Here is a 19,196-nt window from a genome sequence, read left to right on the forward strand (position 1 = left end):
GGCTATCACTCATGCACACCCCTACGGCTCGGCCTGCCCCCAACCACACGAACCTACTGGCCTTCGACCTTGACCAAACACATAGGGGCACCCCCCCGGCTGCTCCGGGTCACCGGCGGCTCCTGGTCCTGAGCGCCGTCCGGGTCAGGGGCGGGCCAGAACGAGGGAGGAGCCGCCGGCCCGGATGCCCTCGGCCGCGGCGTCGGTCAGGTCGGTGTCCGTGACGATGGTGTCGAAGGCCGTCAGCGGTGCCACGCGGTACCGGCCGAAGGTGCCGTACTTGGACGAGCCGGCCACCAGGACGGAGTGCGCGGCCGAGGCCATGGCCGCCTGCTTGACGTCCACCTTGGGTTCCGACGGGGTCGTGGTGCCGCGGAGCAGGTCCCAGGAGCTGGTGCTGATGAAGGCGATGTCCAGGGCGAGTTGCCGCAGGGTGTCCGCGGCGAGGCGGCCCACGCTGGAGCGGTTGGAGACGTCGACTCGGCCGCCGACGTGCACCAGTTCCAGGTTCTCGGCGTCCATGAGCCGGCCGATGGTGGTGAAGTCGTTGGTCACCACGGTGAGGTGCGGCAGCCGGGCCAGGTCGGGGGCCATGGCGAGCAGGGTGGTGCCCGCGTCGAGGTAGACGGTCATGCCGTCCTGGACCAGGCGGGCGGCCTCGGCGGCCATCGCCCGCTTCTGCGGCTGTTCGACCTCGGACTTGTCGAGGAAGCCGGGTTCGGTGCTGATGGTGCTGGCGATGCGCACGCCGCCGGGGACGGAGAAGACCAGGCCCCCGCGTTCGAGTTCGGCGATGTCGCGCCGCACGGTCATGTGGGAGACGCCGAGCAGCCGGGTGATCTGCTGCACGCTGAGCACCCCGTCGCGCCTGAGGTGCTTCAGCAGTTGCTCGCGGCGCTGGTCGGGGATGAGCGGAGGCTGCTCGCCGTCCGAGGTCATGGTCTGGTCTCCCTTCGACCGTGCTGACGTTAGCGGATGATCATGCCGGTGACGGCCGGGACCGTCACCGGCGGGCGGGCGCTCAGCCGTGCACGACGGTGCTGAGCAGCATGACGCCGGCGAGGCTGAGGAGCGACTGGACGGACAGCATCAGGGTCCAGGTGCGGAAGGTCTGCGCCACCGACAACTGGAAGTACTCCTTGAACAGCCAGAACCCGGAGTCGTTGACGTGGGAGAGCATCACCGCTCCCGAGGCCGTGGCCAGCACCATCAGTTCCGGCGAGGTTCCGGGCGAGGCGCTGAGCAGGGGCGCGACGATGGCGGTGGCCGCGGCGGTGGCGACGGTCGCCGAGCCGAGGCAGATCCGCAGCAGGGCGGCGACCAGCCAGCCCAGCAGCAGCGGGGGTATCGCCCAGTCCACGGCGTAGTCGGAGATGAGCTGGTCGATCCCGGTCTCCGTGAGCATCGCCTTGAAGCCGCCGCCCGCGCCCAGGATCAGGATGATCGCGCCGACCGGGGCGAGTCCCTTGGACGCCATCTTCTGCAACTGGCCGAGGCCGAAGCCGGACCGCACGCCGAGGGCGAAGAAGGCGAAGACCACGGCCGCGAGCAGGGACAGCACGGAGGAGTTGCAGGCGTCGAAGAACTGGTACGGCAGCGTGCTCTCGGCCGTGTTGGCGGTGCCCAGGGTGCCGATGAGCATGAGGCCCGGCGGGAGCAGCACGGTGATCAGCGCGAGGGTGAAGGAGGCCGGCTTGCGCGGGTGCTCGGGCTCGGTGCTGACGGACTGGACCGGGCCGCGGTCGAGGTCGGGGGCGGGGCCGAACCAGCGGCTGACGACCCGGGTCAGCACCGGTCCGGTGAGCACGGCCATCGGGATGCCGATGACCAGGCCCCACAGGATGGTGAGACCGGTGTTGGCGCCGTACGCGGAGACGGCGAGGGTCGGCGAGGGGTGCGGCGGCAGCAGGCCGTGCGACACGTAGAGGCCGGCGGCCATCGGCAGGCCCACCCACAGCAGGTGGGTGTTGCTGCGCTTGGCGACGGTGTACACCAGCGGCACCAGCATGACGAAGCTGACGTCGAACAGGTGCGGCATGCCGATCAGCAGCGCCGCGGCGGTGATGGCCGCCGGGATCCACTTCACCGGCCGGGAGCCGATGAACACGGTGGCGATGCGGTCGGCGCCGCCGGAGCCGAGCAGGATGCCGCCCAGCAGGGTGCCGAGGCCGATGGTGGGACCGCTGCCGCCCAGGGTGTCCCCGAACCCGTCCTGGAAGGCCTCGACGGCACGCACCGGGGCGATGCCGGAGGCGATGCCGAGTCCGAGTGCGGCCAGGGCGAGGGCCAGGAACGGGTGCAGCTTGGTCTTGGTGATCAGCAGGACGAGGACGACGACCGAGGCGGCACCGAGGAGGAGGTGCTGGAGGTCGGTGCTCATGCGGCGGGCTCTCCTTCGGTGCCGCGGGGGCAGCCGCGCGAGGCGCGTCCGGCCCGCCAGGCGCGCAGCAGGCCCGGGTCCGGGTCGGCCAGGTCGGCCACGCGCAGCAGTTCTCCGGCCGCGACCGGACGGGCGAGGGTGGCGTGGGCGGCGAGGTAGAGGGGGGCGACGTCGTCGGGGGCGTCCTCGCCGCGCAGCAGGACGGCTTGGACGCCGGTGACGTCGTGGTGGTGGCCGCCCATCGCGAGCGGGGTCCCGGCGGGCAGGCCGGTCCGGGCGCGGCCGGCGAGCACGGCGTACGAGCGGGGGTCGGTGCCGCCGGAGGGGCGGTGGTGGAGCACCGCCGAGAGCAGGCTGACCGGCGTCTCGACGCCCATGAGGTGGTACGGCAGGTAGATCGCGGCGTACCGGCCGTCCCTGCTGAGGACGTGGCCCTTCTCGCGCAGCGTCTCCCAGGTCACCGGGTCGTCGGTGCGGACGACGACGAAGACGCCGCCCGCGAAGGACGCCTCGCCGGGCAGGCGCAGCGCGCTGAAGACGTCCACCGCTCCGTCGTGGGCCAGTACGCCGCCGTCCTCGCGGGGGCGGTAGACGTCGGCGAGTTCGGCGATGCGGACGACGGGGTAGTGCAGGCGTTCGATGTCCGGGCGGAAGCCCGTGTTGTTGGCGACGACGGCCATCTCGCAGTAGTCCGCGGTGGCGCCGGTGGGCAGGGCGGCGACGGCCGCGGCGCGGGCGTCGAGGGTGGCCCGCACGTCGTCGCCGAGTTCGAGGAGACCGGAGAGCTCCGGCGCGGGCACCGTGGTGTCGAGCTGGGTGACGGTGCCGGCCTCGGGGTCGTGCACGAGGTCGTACTCGGTGGACTTGCCGATGGCCACGATGTCGAGGCCGAGCAGTTCGGCCCAGGTCACCAGGCCGATGAGGTTGGCGGGCTGGTCGCCGTCGGCGGTGGTGTAGACGAGGCCCCGGGCGGCGGCGAGGTCGGCGAGGTGGAGTCCGGCGACGGAGTCGACCTCCTTGCTGACCATCGCGACGTGGCGGTCGGCGGCGAGGGCCGCCTCGGCCATGGCGAGGCCGTCCGCCGGGCTGCCGGTGGCCTCCACGAGGATGTCCCAGGGGGCCGCGGTCAGGAGCGCGGCGTCGGCCACGAGCGCGATGCCGCCGCGGGCGACCGTGTCCGCCACCTCGGCCGGGTCCCGGCACTCGGCCGGCTGTGCGGCGTCGTGTCCCAGGTCGTCCAGCATGGCGCGCAGCCTGGGCAGGTCGCGGTCGCACAGGACGGCCGGGACGAGGCCGGGCAGGCGGCGGCTCTGGGCCAGGAGGGTGCGCGCGAATCCGCCGCCGGCCCCGGTCAGTGCGTAGCGCACCGTCCGGCCGCCGCTGTCGGCGAACAAGTGGTGCAGGTTCATGAGGCCCTCCTGAATGAGCGCGCAAGGTGGTGGCAGGGGCTTCTCGCGCGGTCGACGGGGCGACGGTGTGCCGTGGGACGCGCGTTCCAGAAGCAGCGGATGAACATTGTGTATCACCAGATCTCACATGCGTAAAGTCTGTTAACATAATTTCACAGATCATCACGGGTGGCCGTCGGCCGCACCAGGAACCCGGACAGCAGAGCAGGAGCACGTGATGCCGACCCTCGGGGCCATCGCAGACGATTTCACCGGCGCGACCGACCTTGCGACGATGCTGGTCGCCCGCGGCTTCCGGACCGTGGTCGCCGTCGGCGCCGACGCGGTCGCCTCCTCCGCGGAGCCGGACGCGCCGGACCGGTGGGGAGCCGCGGACGCCGTCGTGGTGGCACTGAAGTCCAGAACGGCTCCCGTCGCGGAGGCGGTGGAGGAGTCGCGCCGGGCACTGCGCGCGCTGCGGGCCATCGGCTGCCGGCGCTTCTACTTCAAGTACTGCTCGACGTTCGACTCCACGCCCCGCGGCAACATCGGCCCCGTGACCGACGCGCTGCTGGCGGAGACCGGCGAGCGGCGCACGGTGGTGGTCCCCTCCTTCCCGGCGACCGGGCGGACCGTGTACCGGGGGCGGCTCTTCGTCCACGACGACCTGCTGGACGAGAGCCCGATGCGCCACCATCCGCTCACCCCGATGCTGGACTCCCGCGTGGACCGGCTGCTGCGGCCGCAGACGGAGCACCCGGTCACCCGCGTCGGCCTGGACACCGTGCGCGCCGGTGCGGACCGCCTCCGCGCCGCGCTGGACGAACAGGCGCACGCGGACGCGCTGGTCGTCGTGGACGCCGTCGACGACGAGGACCTGCGCGCGGTCGCCGCCGCCACCGAGGACTTCGGCCTGGTGACCGGCGCCGCCGGACTCGCCGTGGGCCTGACCGGCCCGCATCCGGACCAGGCGCGCGCACGTGCCGCCTCCCGTCCGGGCGACCCGGGGGTCGTCCTCGCGGGCAGCGCCTCCGCCGCGACCCGGGCCCAGGTCGCCCACGCCCTGGGACGGCTGCCGCACCAACGGCTCGACCTGGCCCTGCTCCGCGCCGACTTCGACTCCGCCGTGGACCGCCTCACCGGGTTCGTGCGCGACCGGTGGGCCGACGACCCGGCCCGGCCGCCCCTGATCTACGCCGTCGCGACGCCCGAGGACGTCGAGACGGACACCCCGGCCGGCGCGGAACCGCCGTCGGTCCTGGTGGAGAGGGCACTCGCGGCCTGCGCCCGGGAACTGGTGGACGCCGGGGCACGACGGCTGCTGGTGGCGGGCGGCGAGACGTCGGGCGCCGTCGTCACGGCGCTGCGCGCCCGCACACTCGCCGTCGGGGCGCCCATCGCCCCGGGGGTCGCCTGGGCACGCACCGAGGTGTGCCCCTCCGGTGCCGCCCACACCGTCGATCTCGCCCTCAAATCGGGGAACTTCGGCGGCACCGACATCTTCACGCAGGCATGGGAGCAGCTGGTATGACCGCCCTCGCACACGAACTCGTCGGGGCGGCGGCCCACCTGGCCGGACTCGGGCTGAGCCCCGGCTCCTCGGGCAACGTCAGCGCCCGGGACGGCGACCGCGTCCTGATCACACCGACCGGCACCGACCTCGCCGCGCTCGACCCCCGCAACCTGTCGGTGCTCGGCCTCGACGGCACCCACCTCGACGGACCCGCGCCGTCCAAGGAGTACCCGCTCCACCTGGCCTTCTACCGACGCGAGCGGGCCGTCCGGGCCGTCGTCCACCTGCACTCCCGGCACGCCGCCGCGGCCTCCTGCCACGAGCCCTGGTCCGAGCGCAGCGCGCTGCCGCCACTGACGCCGTACTTCGTCATGCGGGTCGGGCAGATACCGCTGCTCCCCTACGCCCCGCCCGGCGACCCCGCGCAGGCCGCCGGGCTGGAGCAGCTCGGCTTCCCCTGCCGCGCCGCGCTGCTGCAGAACCACGGCCCGGTGGTGGCGGGCACGTCGCTGCGCGCCGCGACGGAGGCCGCCGTGGAGGTGGAGGAGGCCTCCGCGCTCCACCTCCTCCTGGGGGACCGGCCGGTACGCCACCTCACCACGGCCGAGGCGACCGCACTGGCCGGGAAGTACGGCACGTACTGGGAGCCGGCGCACTGACCCACGGACGCATCGTGGAGGACCGGGGCCGTCGCCGCTCCGGTGTCGGCGGCGATCAGGTGGAGATGGTGGTCACCGCGTCGACTCCGTAGGTGCGGGCGTAGCCGTTCTCGGTGCCGACGAGAAGGTCGACGACCTCGAAGTACCGTTCCCAGAACGGCGTTTCGCGCAGGGCGTCGACGAGGAGCTGGTAGGCGTGGTGGTCCTCGGCCTCCCAGACCCAGATGTCGGTGACGCGGGCGGAGTAGAACTCGGTGTCGTAGAAGCGCGACCGGACGCCGGTGGTCCGGGCCTCGATGACGGGGACGACCTCCGTGGTGAAGGCGTGCACCCGCTCCTCGACGGTCTTGGCGAGCCACTCGGGCGTGGTCTTGACGAGCATGAAGGCGGTGACCGGAGTAGGGGTCGTCTCTTCGGACATGGTTGCTCCTTGTTTCGGCCGGGTGTTGTGCGGCTGGGTGTTCAGGAAAGGACCACGGGCTTGAGGGTCTGGGCGACCCAGTGCTCGAAGGAGGTCGGGGTGGCGGTTTCCGGGGTGCGCGTGACGCCCGCGTCGAGGCCGTCGTCCTTGGCCCGCTTCATGTCGACGATGCCGTCCACGAACTCCTTGTCGAGGCCGTAGCCGGCCAGGGTGGTGCGCAGGTCGTCGAACGCCTGGCGTTCGTAACGGACGGGACGGCCGAGCTGCTCGGTCATGATGCGGGCCAGGTCGTTGGGCGACAGGTCCCGCGGGCCGAGCACCGGGACGCTGCCGGTTCCGGTCCAGGACCGGTCGAGCAGGAGCCGAGCGGCGACGGCGGCGATGTCGGCGACGGCCACGAGGGGCGCCTTGCGGTCGGCGTCGAGGACGTCGGTGAAGCAGCCCCGCTCCCGGATCGAGTCGGCCTCCTCCAGGAGGTTCTCGAAGAACGACGGGTTGGCCAGGGCCCGGTAGGCGACACCGGTCTCCGCGAAGAGGTCGTCCACGGCGAGGGTCGCCGTGACGAGTCCGGCGCGGCCCGCGACCGGGGTGCCACGGCCGAGGGCGGACACGCCGACGACGTGGCCGACGCCGTGCACGCCGAGCGCTCGCGCGGCCGGCAGGGAGAAGGCCCGGTAGGCGTCGTCCGGGGTGCGCGAGGCGTCCGGCGGCACGAGCCAGAAGACGGCGTCCGCGCCCTCGAAGGCCCGGTCGACGACCGCGGGGTCACCGTGCGAGCCGGTGATCACCTCGACGCGCTCGCGCACCGGGGCGGCCAGGCGTGCGGGATCGCGCACGATCACGCGCAGTCGCTCGCCGTGGGCGGGGGCTGACTCCAGGAGCAGGGGCAGCAGCCGCCGCCCGATGTTCCCGGTGGGAGCAGTGATGACGATCATGAAAGCCTCGTGGGTCGTGTCGGATCGGTACGCCCTCATCCTGGAAAACCACGAGGTGTTGCCACAATGGGAACTTCAGCAAGGGATTATTGCCTGGAACGAAATGACACTGGTGAACAGCACAGATCCGGTCGCGCCGGTCATCGACGCCAATCTCGCCGTGGCGCTCGACGCGCTGCTGACGGAGCAAAGCGTCACTCGCGCCGCCGCCCGTATGCACACCTCCCCCGCGGCCATGAGCCGCACGCTCGGCCGACTCCGCCGGATCCTCCAGGACCCCCTGCTGGTGCGGGCCGGGCAGGCCATGGTGCCGACGCCAAGGGCGCTGGCCCTGCGGGACGAAGCCGCCGCGGTCGTCCGCCGGCTCGGCGCGCTCCTCGCCCCGGCCACCGGCGTCGACCCGGCCACGCTGCGCAGCACCTTCACCCTCCAGACGGCGGACCTGGTCGGTGCGGCCCTCGCCGGAGGTCTGCTGACACTGGCCGGGCAGGAGGCGCCGGGGGTCTCGCTGCGGTTCCGGGCCGAGGAGCTGGAGGGCGGGCCGGCCCTGCGCGACGGGCGGGTGGACCTGGAGGTCGGGGCGATCGACCATGTGGATCCCGAGACCCGGGTCGAGCAACTGGTCACCCTGCGTATGGCGGCCGCCGTCCGGCCCGGACACCCGCTCGCCGAGGGGCCCCTGACCCCGGCGAGGTTCGCCGCCGCCGAGCATGTCGCGGTCAGCCGCCGCGGCCGGTTCGACGGCCCCGTCGACACCGCCCTCGCCGAGCACGGCCTCAGCCGTCGGGTCGCCGTCGTCCTCCCGGGCCACCTCGCCGCGCTGTCCCTCGCCGCCCGAACCGACGTCGTCGCCCTGGTGCCCACGGTGCCGGAAGCCGCGGAGTCCTCGCCGAGCCCCCTGACCGAGCAGGCCTCGGCCCTCGGGCTGTGCCTCCTCGACATCCCGCTCAGCCTGCCGCCGGTGGCCATCGGTATGGCCTGGCACCCCCGGCACACCGCCGACGGCGCGCACCACTGGCTGCGCAGCGCCGTGCGCCGGGTGCTGTCGGGCAAGCCCTAGTGCGGGAAGCCGCGGGGCGGGCGGGTCACGACGTTCTCCCTGAACTCGGCTATCCGGGACTGCACCTGGCGCATGAGGTGGGTGTCCTCGATGCGGTCCAGGTACAGGCAGCGAGCGGCGAGGCCCGGCAGGTCGAAGGCGAAGTACAGGGACATCAGCGGATTGACGAACAACTCGCTGCCCCGGGTGCGGTCGGTGAACCGGACGTCGCCGAAGGCACCCCGGACGGCCGCGGCGATGGAGCCGTTGACGATGCTGGGGTGCTCGGGCGTGTGCTCCTGGGCGTGTGACACCGCGTCGAGGTACAGCGCACCCTCGCGGGTGGTGCGCGGAACGGAGAAGGCGCCCAGGTAGGCACCCTCGCGCTCCAGCGCGGCGATGTTCTCCAGGACCTGCACGTGGTTGACGCCGTGGTAGGCGTCGACGCCGAACCCGAGCGAGACCACGAGGCGGTGGCGCGGGCCCTCCAGCGCGGCCAGTGCCGCCACGCTGGTGAGGTCCTCCTCCGGGGTTCCGAGTCCGGCCTCGTCGCCGCGCAGCAGGATGTCGGTGCCGCCGTCGACCAGGATCACGGCGTCGATGTCGTACCGCGCGATCAAGGCCGCGTAGGCGGCGCGCAGCGGCTGGACGCCGGTCTGCGGGAAGGCGTGCACGGCGGCCGGGTAGCCGTGCCCCCGCAGCCACTGGGCGAGGGTCCGCTCCGGAAAGTAGCGCTGGTGCGGCGCCGACTCGGGGGTGATGACGGCGAGGTCGGGTGCGGCCCAGGCGTCGTCGGGCAGTCCGGCAAGCGCGCTGAAGGAGAGGTTCGCCAGATGCACCTCCCGACCCTGGTGCAGGAGGGACAGGGCCAGGGGCAGGCCGGCGTAGATGTCGAAGCCGCCTCCCGCACCGGAGACGAGGATCCGCTCGGCGTCCGCGAGCCGTCCGAAAAGCGGGTTCGTGTGCAGAGGCGTCATGTCGGTCATTGTGGCGGGTCCGCCTCGCGCGCGGGCCCGGCGGGATGGCGCGGACCGGCGGTACCGCGCTGTCCGCGGGCGCCACAAGCGGGAGGGCGACGGCGAGGGGCAGGGAAGGCCGGCCCCGCCTGCGCGAGACGCGCACGGAGTCGGCGCACGGCCGGCGTCGACGGGCCGGCCCGCGCGGCGCGCGTCGGCGTCGTCGCCGCCGCCGTCTCCGCTTGCGAGGGCCCGGCAGCGGCGGAGACTGATACGGACGACGGCACTCCGGAGGGTCCTGGACGGATGGGCGAGCACGCGGTGCGTCCCGGAGCCGGGACGCGGCACGGCCGACGGGCCGACGGGCTGCACCCCGGGTCCGATCCCACCGGCGCGCTCCCCGACGGGATCGACGTGGCCGCTGGAGGACACGCATGCGGCGGAGACCGCGTGGCCCGGGCCCCCGTTGTGCCTCGGGCCTCGGCGGGACCGCTCTGCCGGGCAGGTCGGAGCGGGTCGTCCCCCGTACGCGTGCCGCGCGGGCCCCTGGCGTCAGCCACTCCCCGACGAAAGGCAGTTCCATGACGGACACCCCGCCCGCCACCACCACGGACTCCGGAGCGCCCGCGGAGAGCGACGAGCACTCGCTCACCGCGGGCCCGGCGGGTCCGGTCCTCCTCCAGGACGCCTACCTCATCGAGCAGATGGCGCAGTTCAACCGGGAACGCGTCCCCGAACGCCAGCCCCACGCCAAGGGCAGCGGTGCCTTCGGCCACTTCGAGGTCACGCACGACGTGAGCGCCTACACCAAGGCGGCCGTCTTCCAGCCGGGCACGCGCACCGAACTGCTCGCCCGGTTCTCGACCGTCGCGGGTGAGCGCGGCAGCCCGGACACCTGGCGCGACCCCCGCGGCTTCGCCGTGAAGTTCTACACCAGCCAGGGCAACTACGACGTGGTCGGCAACAACACGCCGGTGTTCTTCGTGAAGGACCCGCTGAAGTTCCAGCACTTCATCAGGTCGCAGAAGCGCCGGGCGGACAGCAACCTGCGCGACCACGACATGCAGTGGGACTTCTGGACCCTCTCGCCGGAGTCGGCGCACCAGGTCACCTGGCTGATGGGAGACCGCGGCATCCCGCGGTCCTGGCGCCACATGAACGGCTACACCTCCCACACCTACATGTGGATCAACGCCAAGGGCGAGCAGTTCTGGGTCAAGTACCACTTCAAGACCGACCAGGGCGTCGAGTGCTTCACGCAGCACGAGGGCGACCAGATGGCGGCGGCCGACACCGACTACCACATGCGGGACCTCTTCGAGCACATCCGCGACGGCGACTACCCGAGCTGGACGCTGCACGTGCAGGTGATGCCCTACGAGGACGCGGCCGGCTACCGGTTCAACCCGTTCGACCTGACGAAGGTGTGGCCGCACGGCGACTACCCCCTCATCCCGGTCGGCCGCATGACGCTGGACCGCAATCCGACGGACAACCACGCCGAGATCGAGCAGGCGGCGTTCGCGCCGGCCAACATGGTGCCGGGCATCGGCCCCAGTCCGGACCGCATGCTGCTGGCCCGGCTGTTCTCGTACCCGGACGCCCAGCGCTACCGCATCGGCGCGAACTACCAGCAGCTCCCCGTGAACGCCCCGGTCGTCGACGTCCACAGCTACTCCAAGGACGGCCAGATGGCCTACCGCAAGAAGTCCGACCCGGTCTACGCGCCCAACTCCAAGGGCGGCCCCGCCGCCGACACCGAGCGGTTCGGCACCCCGCCGAGCTGGGAGACCGACGGGGCGATCACCCGCTCGGCCTACGTCGAGCACTCCGAGGACGACGACTGGGGCCAGCCCGGCACCCTGGTGCGGGAGGTCATGGACGACGCCGCCCGTGACCGGCTGGTCGACAACGTGGTGGACCACCTCCTCAACGAGGTGACCGAACCCGTGCTCCAGCGGGCCTTCGCGTACTGGTCGAACATCGACCGGACCATCGGCGAGCGCATCGCCAAGGGCGTCCGGGCCAAGGCGGGCGAGAGGGACTTCAAGGCCGCCGAGCAGGGCAACCCGGCCCGGCAGTCCATGCAGGACAAGGCCTGACACCTCGCCGGGACACACCGCGGTGGGGCAGCCGACCCGTCCGGCCGGTCAGTCCTCGCGTACCGGAAGCGCGTACAGGCCGGGCAGGTTGACCACGATCGCCTCCTGCGTGCTGCGGGCGATGACGACCACCGCCTCGTCGGCCGGGTCGGGATTCTCCTCGCGGTGCGGGACGAACGGGGGGACGAAGACGTAGTCGCCCGGGGAGGTGCGCAGCCGCACCTCCTGCGGACGGTCTCCCGAGTCGTCCAGGAACACGAACTCGGGATGGCCGCTGACCACGTAGATGGCGGTCTCCGACGCTCCGTGGTGGTGGTCGGAGGAGGACGTCGCCGGGGCGACGTGGGTCTGTCCCATCCACAGCTTCTCGGAGCCCACCGCGCGCCCGCTGACCGCCGCGAACCTGCGCATGCCGCCGGTCTGCGCCGTGCCGCCGTCCAGCGAGTCGGCGCGGATGTGGTGCAGGCGGCTGCGCAGCGGGGTGACCGTGGGTGCGGGGGCGTCGTGCAGGTGGGGGTGGAAGCCCTCGCCGGGGGCTGTCAACGGCTCGCTCATGGCGGGGACGCTAGAAGGGCTCCGAAAAGGATGTCAAGAGGTGTCCATTGCGTTTCACCTGCGGCAACGTTGCCGCAATGAAGGTGCTCAGGCGGTGAAGGCCCTGGGCACGGCGGCGGTGTCGGGCATCATGGGCGCATGCATATCTCCGCGAAGGCGGACTACGCCACGCGGGCCCTTCTGGAGCTCGCCCGTGAACCCGCCCGCCCGCTGACCTGTGAGGCCATCGCCTCCTCGCAGCAGATCCCGTTCCGTTTCCTGAAGTCCGTCGTGGGCGAACTGCGCCGGGCCGGTCTGGTCCGCAGCCAGCGCGGCTGCGAGGGCGGCTACTGGCTCGGCCGGCCCGCCGACGAGATCACGTTGCTGGACGTCTCCCGTGTCGTGGACGGCGAGTTGCTAACCCTTCGGGGCGAGGCCGTGACGGCGCTGGACTATCCGGGGGCCGCCTCCCGGCTGCCCGACGTGTGGCGCCGGGTCGAGGCGGACGCGGCGGCCGTCCTGGGCGGCGTGACGGTGGCCTCCCTGCTGCCGTCGGGTGACGTCCTGGCCGGGGCGGGCGAGGCGCGGGCCGCGAAGGGTGCCGCGTGACCGCGCTGCCCGACGGACCGGCCGCCGGGGCGCCGGGGACGGCGGAGGTGGTCGAGTACACCGATCCGCTGTGCCCGTGGGCGTGGGGCTCCGAGCCCGTCTTCCGGTGGCTGCGCGGCGCCCTGCCCGCCGGGGTCCGGTGGCGCCGCGTGTTCTGCATCCTCTTCGACGAGGACGACGACGCCGCCCCCGACCCCGCGGCCGAGACGGCCTGGTACGCCCGGTACGTCGAGGACGTCACCCGGCACACCGGCGCCCCCCGGGCGGTGCGGCTGGAGCGGGTGGCGGCGAGTTCGTGGCCGGCCTCGCTGGTCGCCAAGGCCGCCGAGGACCAGGGGGCGGACGTGGCCGAGCGGGTGCTGCGGCGGCTGCGGGAGACGGTCTCCGTCCTCGGCGTACCGGCCGACACCCATGAACTGGCGCTCGCCGCGGTACGGGGCGTGCCGGGCCTGGACCCGGCCCGGCTGGCCGCGGACGCGCTCTCCGACGCCGTACGGGAGCGGGTGCGGGCCGACCGCAGCGAGGCTCGGCGGCCGGTGCCCGAGGCCAGGGCGGTGCCGGGTGGTTCGCCGCACCCCGGTGCCGCCAAGGAGACCGCGGACGGCGGTTACCGGTACGCGCTGCCCACGGTGCTGGTCCGGGCGCCGGGCGGTCACCGGCTGGTCCCCGGGCTGCGTCCCCGCGAGGCGTACGAGGCCGCCGTCGGCGAGATGTGCGCCGCCGGGGCGCGGCTCCGGGCCGTGCGGCTGTCGCCGGACGAGGCACTGCTGCGCCACCGGTCCCTGACGGGGCCCGAGTTGGAGTTGCTGACGGACGGCCGGGAGCCCCCGGCGTGGGCGGTCCGCGTCGAGACGGGCAACGGGCCGCTGTGGCTGCACCCGGAGGAGGCGGCGACCCACCCCGCGACCCGGCCCGACTCCCCCGCCGGACGGTGACAACGCTCTGATCTGCGAGGGAGCCCGTCCCGCCCAATGAGACACCAATTGGTGTCCATTGACAGGCGCTCGTGACTGCCTCCAGGATGTGCACCATGCTCACGACGCACCCCGCCGTGGTGTGCCGCTACGTGGACCTGCGGCGCACCTGCAGCGCTCTCTGTCGCTGACCGACCGCCGCGATCGGCCCGGCGGCGCCCGGCCCTCCGGTTCGGGACGGCCCGCCGCCCTCGCCCCCCGGCGTCCGCCGTCCTCTCCCCTCCCTCCCCCCCCTTTTCTCTTCTCCCGCCCGGGACGACGCTGCCGCGCGTCCCGCCGCGAACCTGCCGTGCCCCGGCCTGGCGTCACCCCGCGTACCCGCGCCGACGCCGCGTCAGGTCCGCACGTGCGACCGCCCGTTGCCCCGTAGTCGCGCCCCGGCCTGCCCGTGTCCGGCCGGGGACCGTCACAGAAAGTACGAGATGCCCGGACGACTCACGCCCCGCCGCCCCGGACCGTCCCGCCGCCCCGGACCGCGGCGCCGCTCCGGCCGACTGCGCGCCACCGCACTCGGCGCCGCCCTCGCCACCGTGTTCGTCCCCGCCCTCAGCGCGTGCGGCGGTGACGCGGCCTCCGCGAGCGGCGGCGCCACCCTCAAGTGGACCTCCACCTACTTCCCCGCCCACTGGGACCCCGTGGTCGGGGGCAGCGGCGCCCAGTTCCGTGAACTCTCCCTCGTGTACGCCTCGTTGACCCGAACCGACACCACCGGCAAGGCCGTCCCGGACCTCGCCGAGAGCTGGGAGTACAACGACAGGGGCGACCGGATCACCTTCCACCTGCGCCCCGGGCTGAAGTTCAGCGACGGCGAGCCGGTCGACGGCGCCGCCGTCAAGGCGGCCGTGGAACGGGCCCAGAAGCAGAAGAACTCGGCGCTCTTCGGCGATCTCACCTCGATCGAGTCGGTGGACGCCAAGGGACTGGACGCCACCCTTCACCTGAGCCAAGTCGACTACCAGATACCCCAGTTGCTCGGCCAGCGCGTCCTCCAGATCGCGAGCCCCAAGGCCGCCGCCGCACCGGAGAAGCTGGACCAGAACCCGGTCGGCGCCGGTCCGTTCACCGTCACCCAGATCGTCCCCGGCACCAAGGCGGTGCTCAAGAAGAACCCGGACTACTGGGACGCGGCGAACATCCACATCGACTCCGTCGAACTCACCTCCGCGCCCGACGCCTCCACGGTCGTCTCCGGCCTGCAGACCGGGGTGTACAACTTCGCGGACATCGACCCCAGTCAGGCGGACGCCGCGAAGAAGGCCGGCCTCGACGTCTTCGTCCAGCCCGGGTTCAACGCCTCCAACATCAGCCTGAACGTCAACAAGGCCCCGTTCGACGACGACAAGGTCGTCGACGCGGTGCGCCACGCCGTCAACCGGCAGGAGTTCGTCGACAAACTGACCTTCGGCTACGGCGAGACGACCAACCAGCCCTTCCCCAGGGGCTACGTGGCCTACGACCCCGAGTCCGAGGACGCCTACCCCTACGATCCCGCCAAGTCGAAGAAGCTGCTCGCCGAGGCCGGCTACCGGGCCGGTGACATCAAGCTCGACCTGGTGATCCCGGCGGAGGACCCGCAGGCCGAGATCGTGCAGTCGCAGCTCGCGAAGGTGGGCATCACCGTCGACATCAGGATCGACAAGAACTGGGCCACGCCGTTCTTCGCCAAGGACCTCACGTTCTCGCTCTACGGCACCACCGGCCGGGACTCCGCCGCCCAGACGCTCACCGCCCACTTCGGCCCCGACGGTCCGCTCAACCTCAGCTCCCCCTACCAGCCGGAGGGCTTCGAGGAGGCGATCGCCAAGGTGCGCCGGACCCCGCTCGACGCGCCCGAGTACCCCGAGGTGCTGCGGGCCGCGACGCGGGCGGGCCTGGAGAGCAGGGCCCTGGTCTTCACGTACTCCTCGCCCAACCTCGTCGCCAAGAGCAAGTCGGTCTCCGACCTGCCGAAGAACCCCGCCCACATCGACTGGACCGGCGTGACCATCGGCGGCAAGGGGGCGACCCCGTGACGGCCGCCCGGACGGCCGGCCGGGTCCTGGTCACCCTCGCCCGGTCGGCCGCGATCTTCGTGCCCGTGTTCCTGGTGGCGACCTTCGTGACCTTCGCACTGCGCTCGATGAGCGGCCTCAGCCCCGCCCGGATCCAGCTCGGCGAGGAGGCCACGCCCGAGGCGATCGCCCGGGTCGAGGCCCAGTGGGGGCTGGACCGCCCGTTCCTGGTCCAGTACGGCGACTGGATCGGCGGCGTCCTGCACGGGCAGCTCGGTTCGAGCTGGACCAACGGCGCCGACATCTCCACGCTCATCGGTCTGGGTCTCGGCGTCAGTCTCTCCGTCGCGACGTTCGCGCTGGTGATCGGTGTGGTGGTGGGCTTCGCGCTCGGCACGCTCGCGGCGCTGCGCCGCACCACGTGGGTGGACCGGGCGGTCACCGGGTTCGTCACGGTGATCTCGGTGATGCCCGCGTTCGTGGTCGGCATCGTGCTGGTCGCGGTGCTCGCCGTCCAGCTCCGCCTCTTCCCCTCCGCCGGGTACGTCCCGGCGGGGCAGGGCCTCGGGCCGTGGCTCGCGCACATCACGCTCCCGGCGCTGGCACTGAGCCTCGACGTCGTCGCCGACGTCGCGCGCCAACTGCGGTCCAGTCTCGTCGCCGCCTACCGGGAGAACTACGTGACGGGCGCGGTCGTACGGGGGCTCGGCCCACGGCGGATCTTCTTCGGGCACGTGCTGCGCAACGGGCTGGGGCCGGCGCTCGCCACCCTCGGCCTGAAGTTCCCGGCGCTGGTCGGCGCCTCCGTGGTGACCGAGTGGATCTTCGGTCTCCAGGGCTTCGGACGTTTCGCCAACGACTCCGCCCAGGCCGGTGACGTGCCGGCCGTTCAGGGCGTCCTGGTGGTGTCGATCGCGCTGGTCGTCGCCTTCAACCTCGTCGTCAACCTGGTGCTGGCGCGTGTCACGCCGGCCGCGCAGAGAGGGGTGTGACCCATGGTGCGCCGCGTCCTTTCCCTCACCTCCGGACGCATCGCCGTCGGCATCCTGACGGCGGTCGCGCTGCTCGCGGTCCTCGGGCCGCTGCTCGCTCCGCAGGATCCGCTGGCCACCAGCGACAACACGCTCGCCGCCGCGTCCGGCGGCCACTGGCTGGGCACCGACTACCTCGGCCGGGACGTGCTGAGCAGACTCCTCGACGGCTCGCGGGTCAGCGTGCTGGGCGCCCTCCAGGTCGCGCTCACCGCCCTGGTCGTGGGAGCCGTCCCGGGGATCCTGTCGGTGTACCTGGGCCGGGTCTTCGAGTGGATCACCCTGCGGCTGGCCGACACGCTGGTGGCGCTGCCGTTCCTGCTGTTCGCCGTCGCCGTGATCGCACTGCTCGGCAACGGGCTGGCGCAGGCGATGCTGGTGACCGGTGTACTGGTGTCACCCCTCTTCTACCGGGTGTCCCGCGCCGCCACCCTGGCCGTGGCCCGCTCGCAGTACGTGGAGGCGGCGTTGATCTCCGGCGCCTCGATCGGCTGGGTCGTACGGCGCCACGTCTGGGCCAAGGTGCTGCCGCCGGTCGCGGTGGCCTTCGCCCAGACCATCGGCACCGGGTTCGTCATCGTGTCGAGCCTGACCTTCCTGGGCATCGGTGTGCAGCCGCCGGAGCCGACCTGGGGCGGGCTGCTCGCCTCGGACCTCGGCTACCTCAGCCACCGGCCGTGGGCACCGCTGACCCCCGCGCTGCTGATCATGATCACCGTCTGGGCCGGCAACCTGCTCGCGGACGCGATCCGCGACGTGTCGGGCGAGGCGGGGCGCGCCCTGCTCCGGGGCCGCGGCGCCCGCACCGGCCGGACGGGCCGGACCGGACCCACCGACCCCGCTCCCGCCGGAGGTGCGCGATGACGACCGTGTCCGAGAAGCTCCTCACCCGGGCCGAGGAGAGCGGCCCCCGTGGCCCCGCCACTGCGCCCGGGCCCGCCGCGCCCCTGCTCTCCCTGCGCGACGTGCGGATCGCCGACGGCGGCGACGGACGCGAGATCGTGCACGGCGTCAGCTTCGACCTCACCCCCGGCAAGGTGGTCGGCATCGTCGGCGAGTCCGGCAGCGGCAAGACCCTCACCTGCCGGGCGGCGCTGGGCATCCTGCCCGACCACTTCGCGGTCACCGGCGGTTCGATCGAGATCGAGGGCACCGACATCTCGACGCTCACGCCGGCGCGGTGGACCGCGCTGCGCGGGGCCACCATCGGCGCGGTGTTCCAGGACCCGGCGTCCTACCTCAACCCGTCGCTGCGCATCGGCAGGCAGATCGCGGAGGTCGTCCGGGTCAAGAAGGGCCTCGGGCGCCGCGCGGCGCGCGAGCGGGTTCTCGCCCTGCTGCGGGCGGTGCACCTGCGGGACCCGGAACTCGTCCGCGACCAGTATCCCCACGAGTTGTCCGGGGGCATGCTCCAGCGCGTGCTCATCGCGGCCGCCGTCGCCGCGGACCCGCGGATCCTGGTCGCCGACGAGGCCACCACCGCGCTGGACGTCACCGTGCAGGCGGAGATCCTCGACCTCCTCGCCGACCTGCGCGACCGCGCCGGGCTCGCGCTCGTCGTCGTCTCCCACGACCTGGCGGTGGTGGCCCGGCTGTGCGACGAGGTCCTGGTCATGCGGCAGGGCGAGGTAGTCGAGCAGGGACCGACCCGCCGGGTCCTGGACGACCCGCGGCACGCGTACACGCGGCTGCTGATCAGCGAGCACGAGCAGTACGGGCTGGAGAGGTTCCTCGGCCCCGCGGCACCGAAGGAGGAGACATGAGCACCGGCACCCGCCCGGTCCTCGACGTCACCGGGCTCGAGGTCCACTACGGCGGTCGGCGCGGACGCCGCCGGGTCCTGCACGACGTCTCGCTGAGCGTCGCGCCGGGCGAGGCGCTCGGCCTCATCGGCGAGACGGGCTCGGGCAAGTCGACACTCGCCCGCACCGTGCTCGGCCTGGTGCGCCCCACCGCCGGGTCCGTGGTCCTCGACGGCGAGGACGTCACCGCCCACGGCGCCCGCCAGTGGCGCGAGCTGCGCCGCGGCGGGGTGGTCCAGTACGTCTTCCAGGACCCGCTGCGCAGCCTCGACCCGGACCTGACCGTCGAGGCGTCGCTGACCGAACCGCTGCTCGTACGGGGGACGGCCCGTGCGGAGGCGGCGGCACGGGTGAGGTCCTTCCTGCCGCGCGTGCGGCTGACCGAGGACCTGCTCGGCCGGCTGCCGGGCGAGCTGTCCGGCGGCCAGCGGCAGCGGGTCGCGGTGGCCCGCGCCCTGGTCACCGAACCCCGGCTGGTCATCCTCGACGAGCCGGTCAGCGCCCTCGACTCCGCCAACCGGGTCCAGGTCCTGGAGATCCTCAGGGAACTGCGCGCGAGCGGGGTGGCCCTCGTCTTCATCTCCCACGACCTCGGGTCCGTGGCGGGGATCGCCGACCGCATCGCCGTGCTGTACCGGGGCGAGCTGGTCGAGGTGGGTGCGGCACGCGAGGTCGTGGGCCGGCCCGAGCACCCGTACACGCGGCTGCTGGTCGGTTCGGCGCCGACGCTGCGCGGCGCCCCGGCCGACCGCGCCGAGCGCGCGGCCCTGCGGGCCCGGCTCCCCGCCTGACCGGCGCACCGCAAACCCCGGGCCCCAGGCCCGAGTCACCAGTAGCCATGCAGCATCCACCAGTCACCAGT

General features: G+C 73.0%; 18 protein-coding genes. 11 read left to right on the forward strand and 7 right to left on the reverse strand.

Going from position 1 to position 19,196, the window contains the following annotated elements; all coding sequences use genetic code 11:
• Nucleotides 1-144: 144 nt before the first annotated feature.
• The 3 genes from IG88_RS0133270 to IG88_RS0133280 all read right to left on the reverse strand — a co-directional run bounded on the left by IG88_RS0133270 (nucleotide 145) and on the right by IG88_RS0133280 (nucleotide 3,789).
• Nucleotides 145-939 carry a DeoR/GlpR family DNA-binding transcription regulator gene (locus IG88_RS0133270; RefSeq protein WP_031049352.1) on the reverse strand — a complete coding sequence of 265 codons (795 nt, stop codon included), beginning with the start codon at nucleotides 937-939 and terminating at the stop codon, nucleotides 145-147.
• 82 nt (nucleotides 940-1,021) lie between these two features.
• A complete protein-coding gene (locus IG88_RS0133275) occupies nucleotides 1,022-2,380 on the reverse strand; it encodes a gluconate:H+ symporter (protein ID WP_031049353.1) in 1,359 nt (452 codons plus the stop codon).
• Nucleotides 2,377-3,789, reverse strand: a complete 1,413-nt coding sequence (locus IG88_RS0133280; protein WP_051852167.1) for a homoserine dehydrogenase — start codon at nucleotides 3,787-3,789, stop codon at nucleotides 2,377-2,379. Before IG88_RS0133280 ends, IG88_RS0133275 begins: the two co-directional genes overlap by 4 nt.
• A gap of 217 nt (nucleotides 3,790-4,006) precedes the next feature.
• On the opposite strand from IG88_RS0133280, the gene otnK reads away from it, so the two are divergent.
• Together otnK and IG88_RS0133290 are read left to right on the forward strand one after the other, a co-directional pair.
• The gene (gene otnK, locus IG88_RS0133285) at nucleotides 4,007-5,299 is read left to right on the forward strand and encodes a 3-oxo-tetronate kinase (protein ID WP_031049355.1); all 1,293 of its coding nucleotides are present in this window, start codon (nucleotides 4,007-4,009) and stop codon (nucleotides 5,297-5,299) included.
• Entirely contained in the window at nucleotides 5,296-5,940 is a 645-nt protein-coding gene (locus IG88_RS0133290) for a class II aldolase/adducin family protein (RefSeq protein WP_031049356.1), read from the forward strand. Before otnK ends, IG88_RS0133290 begins: the two co-directional genes overlap by 4 nt.
• A 55-nt stretch (nucleotides 5,941-5,995) precedes the next feature.
• On the opposite strand, the gene IG88_RS0133295 is transcribed toward IG88_RS0133290, so the two are convergent.
• The gene (locus tag IG88_RS0133295; RefSeq protein ID WP_031049357.1) at nucleotides 5,996-6,361 is read right to left on the reverse strand and encodes a darcynin family protein; all 366 of its coding nucleotides are present in this window, start codon (nucleotides 6,359-6,361) and stop codon (nucleotides 5,996-5,998) included.
• Nucleotides 6,362-6,402: 41 nt separating this feature from the next.
• On the reverse strand, nucleotides 6,403-7,296 hold the full coding sequence (locus IG88_RS0133300; RefSeq protein ID WP_031049358.1) for an NAD(P)H-binding protein: 894 nt from the start codon (nucleotides 7,294-7,296) through the stop codon (nucleotides 6,403-6,405).
• A gap of 103 nt (nucleotides 7,297-7,399) precedes the next feature.
• Here IG88_RS0133300 and IG88_RS0133305 point away from each other — a divergent pair, with 103 nt between their 5' ends.
• A complete protein-coding gene (locus tag IG88_RS0133305) occupies nucleotides 7,400-8,356 on the forward strand; it encodes a LysR family transcriptional regulator (protein ID WP_031049359.1) in 957 nt (318 codons plus the stop codon).
• Here the strand turns inward: IG88_RS0133305 and IG88_RS0133310 are convergent.
• Nucleotides 8,353-9,312 (reverse strand): DUF1152 domain-containing protein, encoded by a 960-nt coding sequence (locus IG88_RS0133310; RefSeq protein WP_031049360.1) that lies wholly within the window; start codon nucleotides 9,310-9,312, stop codon nucleotides 8,353-8,355. The genes IG88_RS0133305 and IG88_RS0133310 overlap by 4 nt on opposite strands.
• A 560-nt stretch (nucleotides 9,313-9,872) precedes the next feature.
• Between IG88_RS0133310 and IG88_RS0133315 the strand changes: the two genes are divergently transcribed.
• Entirely contained in the window at nucleotides 9,873-11,393 is a 1,521-nt protein-coding gene (locus IG88_RS0133315) for a catalase (protein WP_031049361.1), read from the forward strand.
• A gap of 48 nt (nucleotides 11,394-11,441) precedes the next feature.
• Here IG88_RS0133315 and IG88_RS0133320 read toward each other — a convergent pair whose 3' ends face one another.
• Entirely contained in the window at nucleotides 11,442-11,948 is a 507-nt protein-coding gene (locus IG88_RS0133320; protein ID WP_031049363.1) for a cupin domain-containing protein, read from the reverse strand.
• A gap of 138 nt (nucleotides 11,949-12,086) precedes the next feature.
• On the opposite strand from IG88_RS0133320, the gene IG88_RS0133325 reads away from it, so the two are divergent.
• From IG88_RS0133325 to IG88_RS0133355, 7 genes are all read left to right on the forward strand, one after another.
• Complete coding sequence (locus IG88_RS0133325) at nucleotides 12,087-12,536, forward strand: RrF2 family transcriptional regulator (RefSeq protein WP_031049365.1); 450 nt, start codon at nucleotides 12,087-12,089, stop codon at nucleotides 12,534-12,536.
• On the forward strand, nucleotides 12,533-13,471 hold the full coding sequence (locus tag IG88_RS0133330) for a DsbA family oxidoreductase (RefSeq protein ID WP_078861687.1): 939 nt from the start codon (nucleotides 12,533-12,535) through the stop codon (nucleotides 13,469-13,471). Before IG88_RS0133325 ends, IG88_RS0133330 begins: the two co-directional genes overlap by 4 nt.
• A 461-nt stretch (nucleotides 13,472-13,932) precedes the next feature.
• On the forward strand, nucleotides 13,933-15,522 hold the full coding sequence (locus tag IG88_RS0133335) for an ABC transporter substrate-binding protein (RefSeq protein WP_031049369.1): 1,590 nt from the start codon (nucleotides 13,933-13,935) through the stop codon (nucleotides 15,520-15,522).
• On the forward strand, nucleotides 15,519-16,493 hold the full coding sequence (locus IG88_RS0133340) for an ABC transporter permease (protein ID WP_031049371.1): 975 nt from the start codon (nucleotides 15,519-15,521) through the stop codon (nucleotides 16,491-16,493). Before IG88_RS0133335 ends, IG88_RS0133340 begins: the two co-directional genes overlap by 4 nt.
• Before the next feature lie 3 nt (nucleotides 16,494-16,496).
• A complete protein-coding gene (locus tag IG88_RS0133345) occupies nucleotides 16,497-17,396 on the forward strand; it encodes an ABC transporter permease (RefSeq protein ID WP_031049373.1) in 900 nt (299 codons plus the stop codon).
• Nucleotides 17,393-18,295, forward strand: a complete 903-nt coding sequence (locus IG88_RS0133350) for an ABC transporter ATP-binding protein (protein WP_031049375.1) — start codon at nucleotides 17,393-17,395, stop codon at nucleotides 18,293-18,295. Before IG88_RS0133345 ends, IG88_RS0133350 begins: the two co-directional genes overlap by 4 nt.
• Entirely contained in the window at nucleotides 18,292-19,125 is an 834-nt protein-coding gene (locus tag IG88_RS0133355; protein ID WP_031049377.1) for an ABC transporter ATP-binding protein, read from the forward strand. The genes IG88_RS0133350 and IG88_RS0133355 overlap by 4 nt, the downstream gene beginning before the upstream one ends.
• Nucleotides 19,126-19,196: the final 71 nt, after the last annotated feature.

The sequence above is a fragment of the Streptomyces sp. NRRL F-5650 genome (assembly GCF_000721365.1).
GTDB lineage: Bacteria > Actinomycetota > Actinomycetes > Streptomycetales > Streptomycetaceae > Streptomyces > Streptomyces ardesiacus.

Bases quoted from the DNA above. Each gene is read 5' to 3' on its own strand.
- IG88_RS0133270 (WP_031049352.1), bottom strand. From the start codon at position 939: ATGACCTCGGACGGCGAGCAGCCTCCGCTCATCCCCGACCAGCGCCGC.
- IG88_RS0133275 (WP_031049353.1), bottom strand. From the start codon at position 2,380: ATGAGCACCGACCTCCAGCACCTCCTCCTCGGTGCCGCCTCGGTCGTC.
- IG88_RS0133280 (WP_051852167.1), bottom strand. From the start codon at position 3,789: ATGAACCTGCACCACTTGTTCGCCGACAGCGGCGGCCGGACGGTGCGC.
- otnK (WP_031049355.1), top strand. From the start codon at position 4,007: ATGCCGACCCTCGGGGCCATCGCAGACGATTTCACCGGCGCGACCGAC.
- IG88_RS0133290 (WP_031049356.1), top strand. From the start codon at position 5,296: ATGACCGCCCTCGCACACGAACTCGTCGGGGCGGCGGCCCACCTGGCC.
- IG88_RS0133295 (WP_031049357.1), bottom strand. From the start codon at position 6,361: ATGTCCGAAGAGACGACCCCTACTCCGGTCACCGCCTTCATGCTCGTC.
- IG88_RS0133300 (WP_031049358.1), bottom strand. From the start codon at position 7,296: ATGATCGTCATCACTGCTCCCACCGGGAACATCGGGCGGCGGCTGCTG.
- IG88_RS0133305 (WP_031049359.1), top strand. From the start codon at position 7,400: ATGACACTGGTGAACAGCACAGATCCGGTCGCGCCGGTCATCGACGCC.
- IG88_RS0133310 (WP_031049360.1), bottom strand. From the start codon at position 9,312: ATGACGCCTCTGCACACGAACCCGCTTTTCGGACGGCTCGCGGACGCC.
- IG88_RS0133315 (WP_031049361.1), top strand. From the start codon at position 9,873: ATGACGGACACCCCGCCCGCCACCACCACGGACTCCGGAGCGCCCGCG.
- IG88_RS0133320 (WP_031049363.1), bottom strand. From the start codon at position 11,948: ATGAGCGAGCCGTTGACAGCCCCCGGCGAGGGCTTCCACCCCCACCTG.
- IG88_RS0133325 (WP_031049365.1), top strand. From the start codon at position 12,087: ATGCATATCTCCGCGAAGGCGGACTACGCCACGCGGGCCCTTCTGGAG.
- IG88_RS0133335 (WP_031049369.1), top strand. From the start codon at position 13,933: ATGCCCGGACGACTCACGCCCCGCCGCCCCGGACCGTCCCGCCGCCCC.
- IG88_RS0133345 (WP_031049373.1), top strand. From the start codon at position 16,497: ATGGTGCGCCGCGTCCTTTCCCTCACCTCCGGACGCATCGCCGTCGGC.
- IG88_RS0133350 (WP_031049375.1), top strand. From the start codon at position 17,393: ATGACGACCGTGTCCGAGAAGCTCCTCACCCGGGCCGAGGAGAGCGGC.
- IG88_RS0133355 (WP_031049377.1), top strand. From the start codon at position 18,292: ATGAGCACCGGCACCCGCCCGGTCCTCGACGTCACCGGGCTCGAGGTC.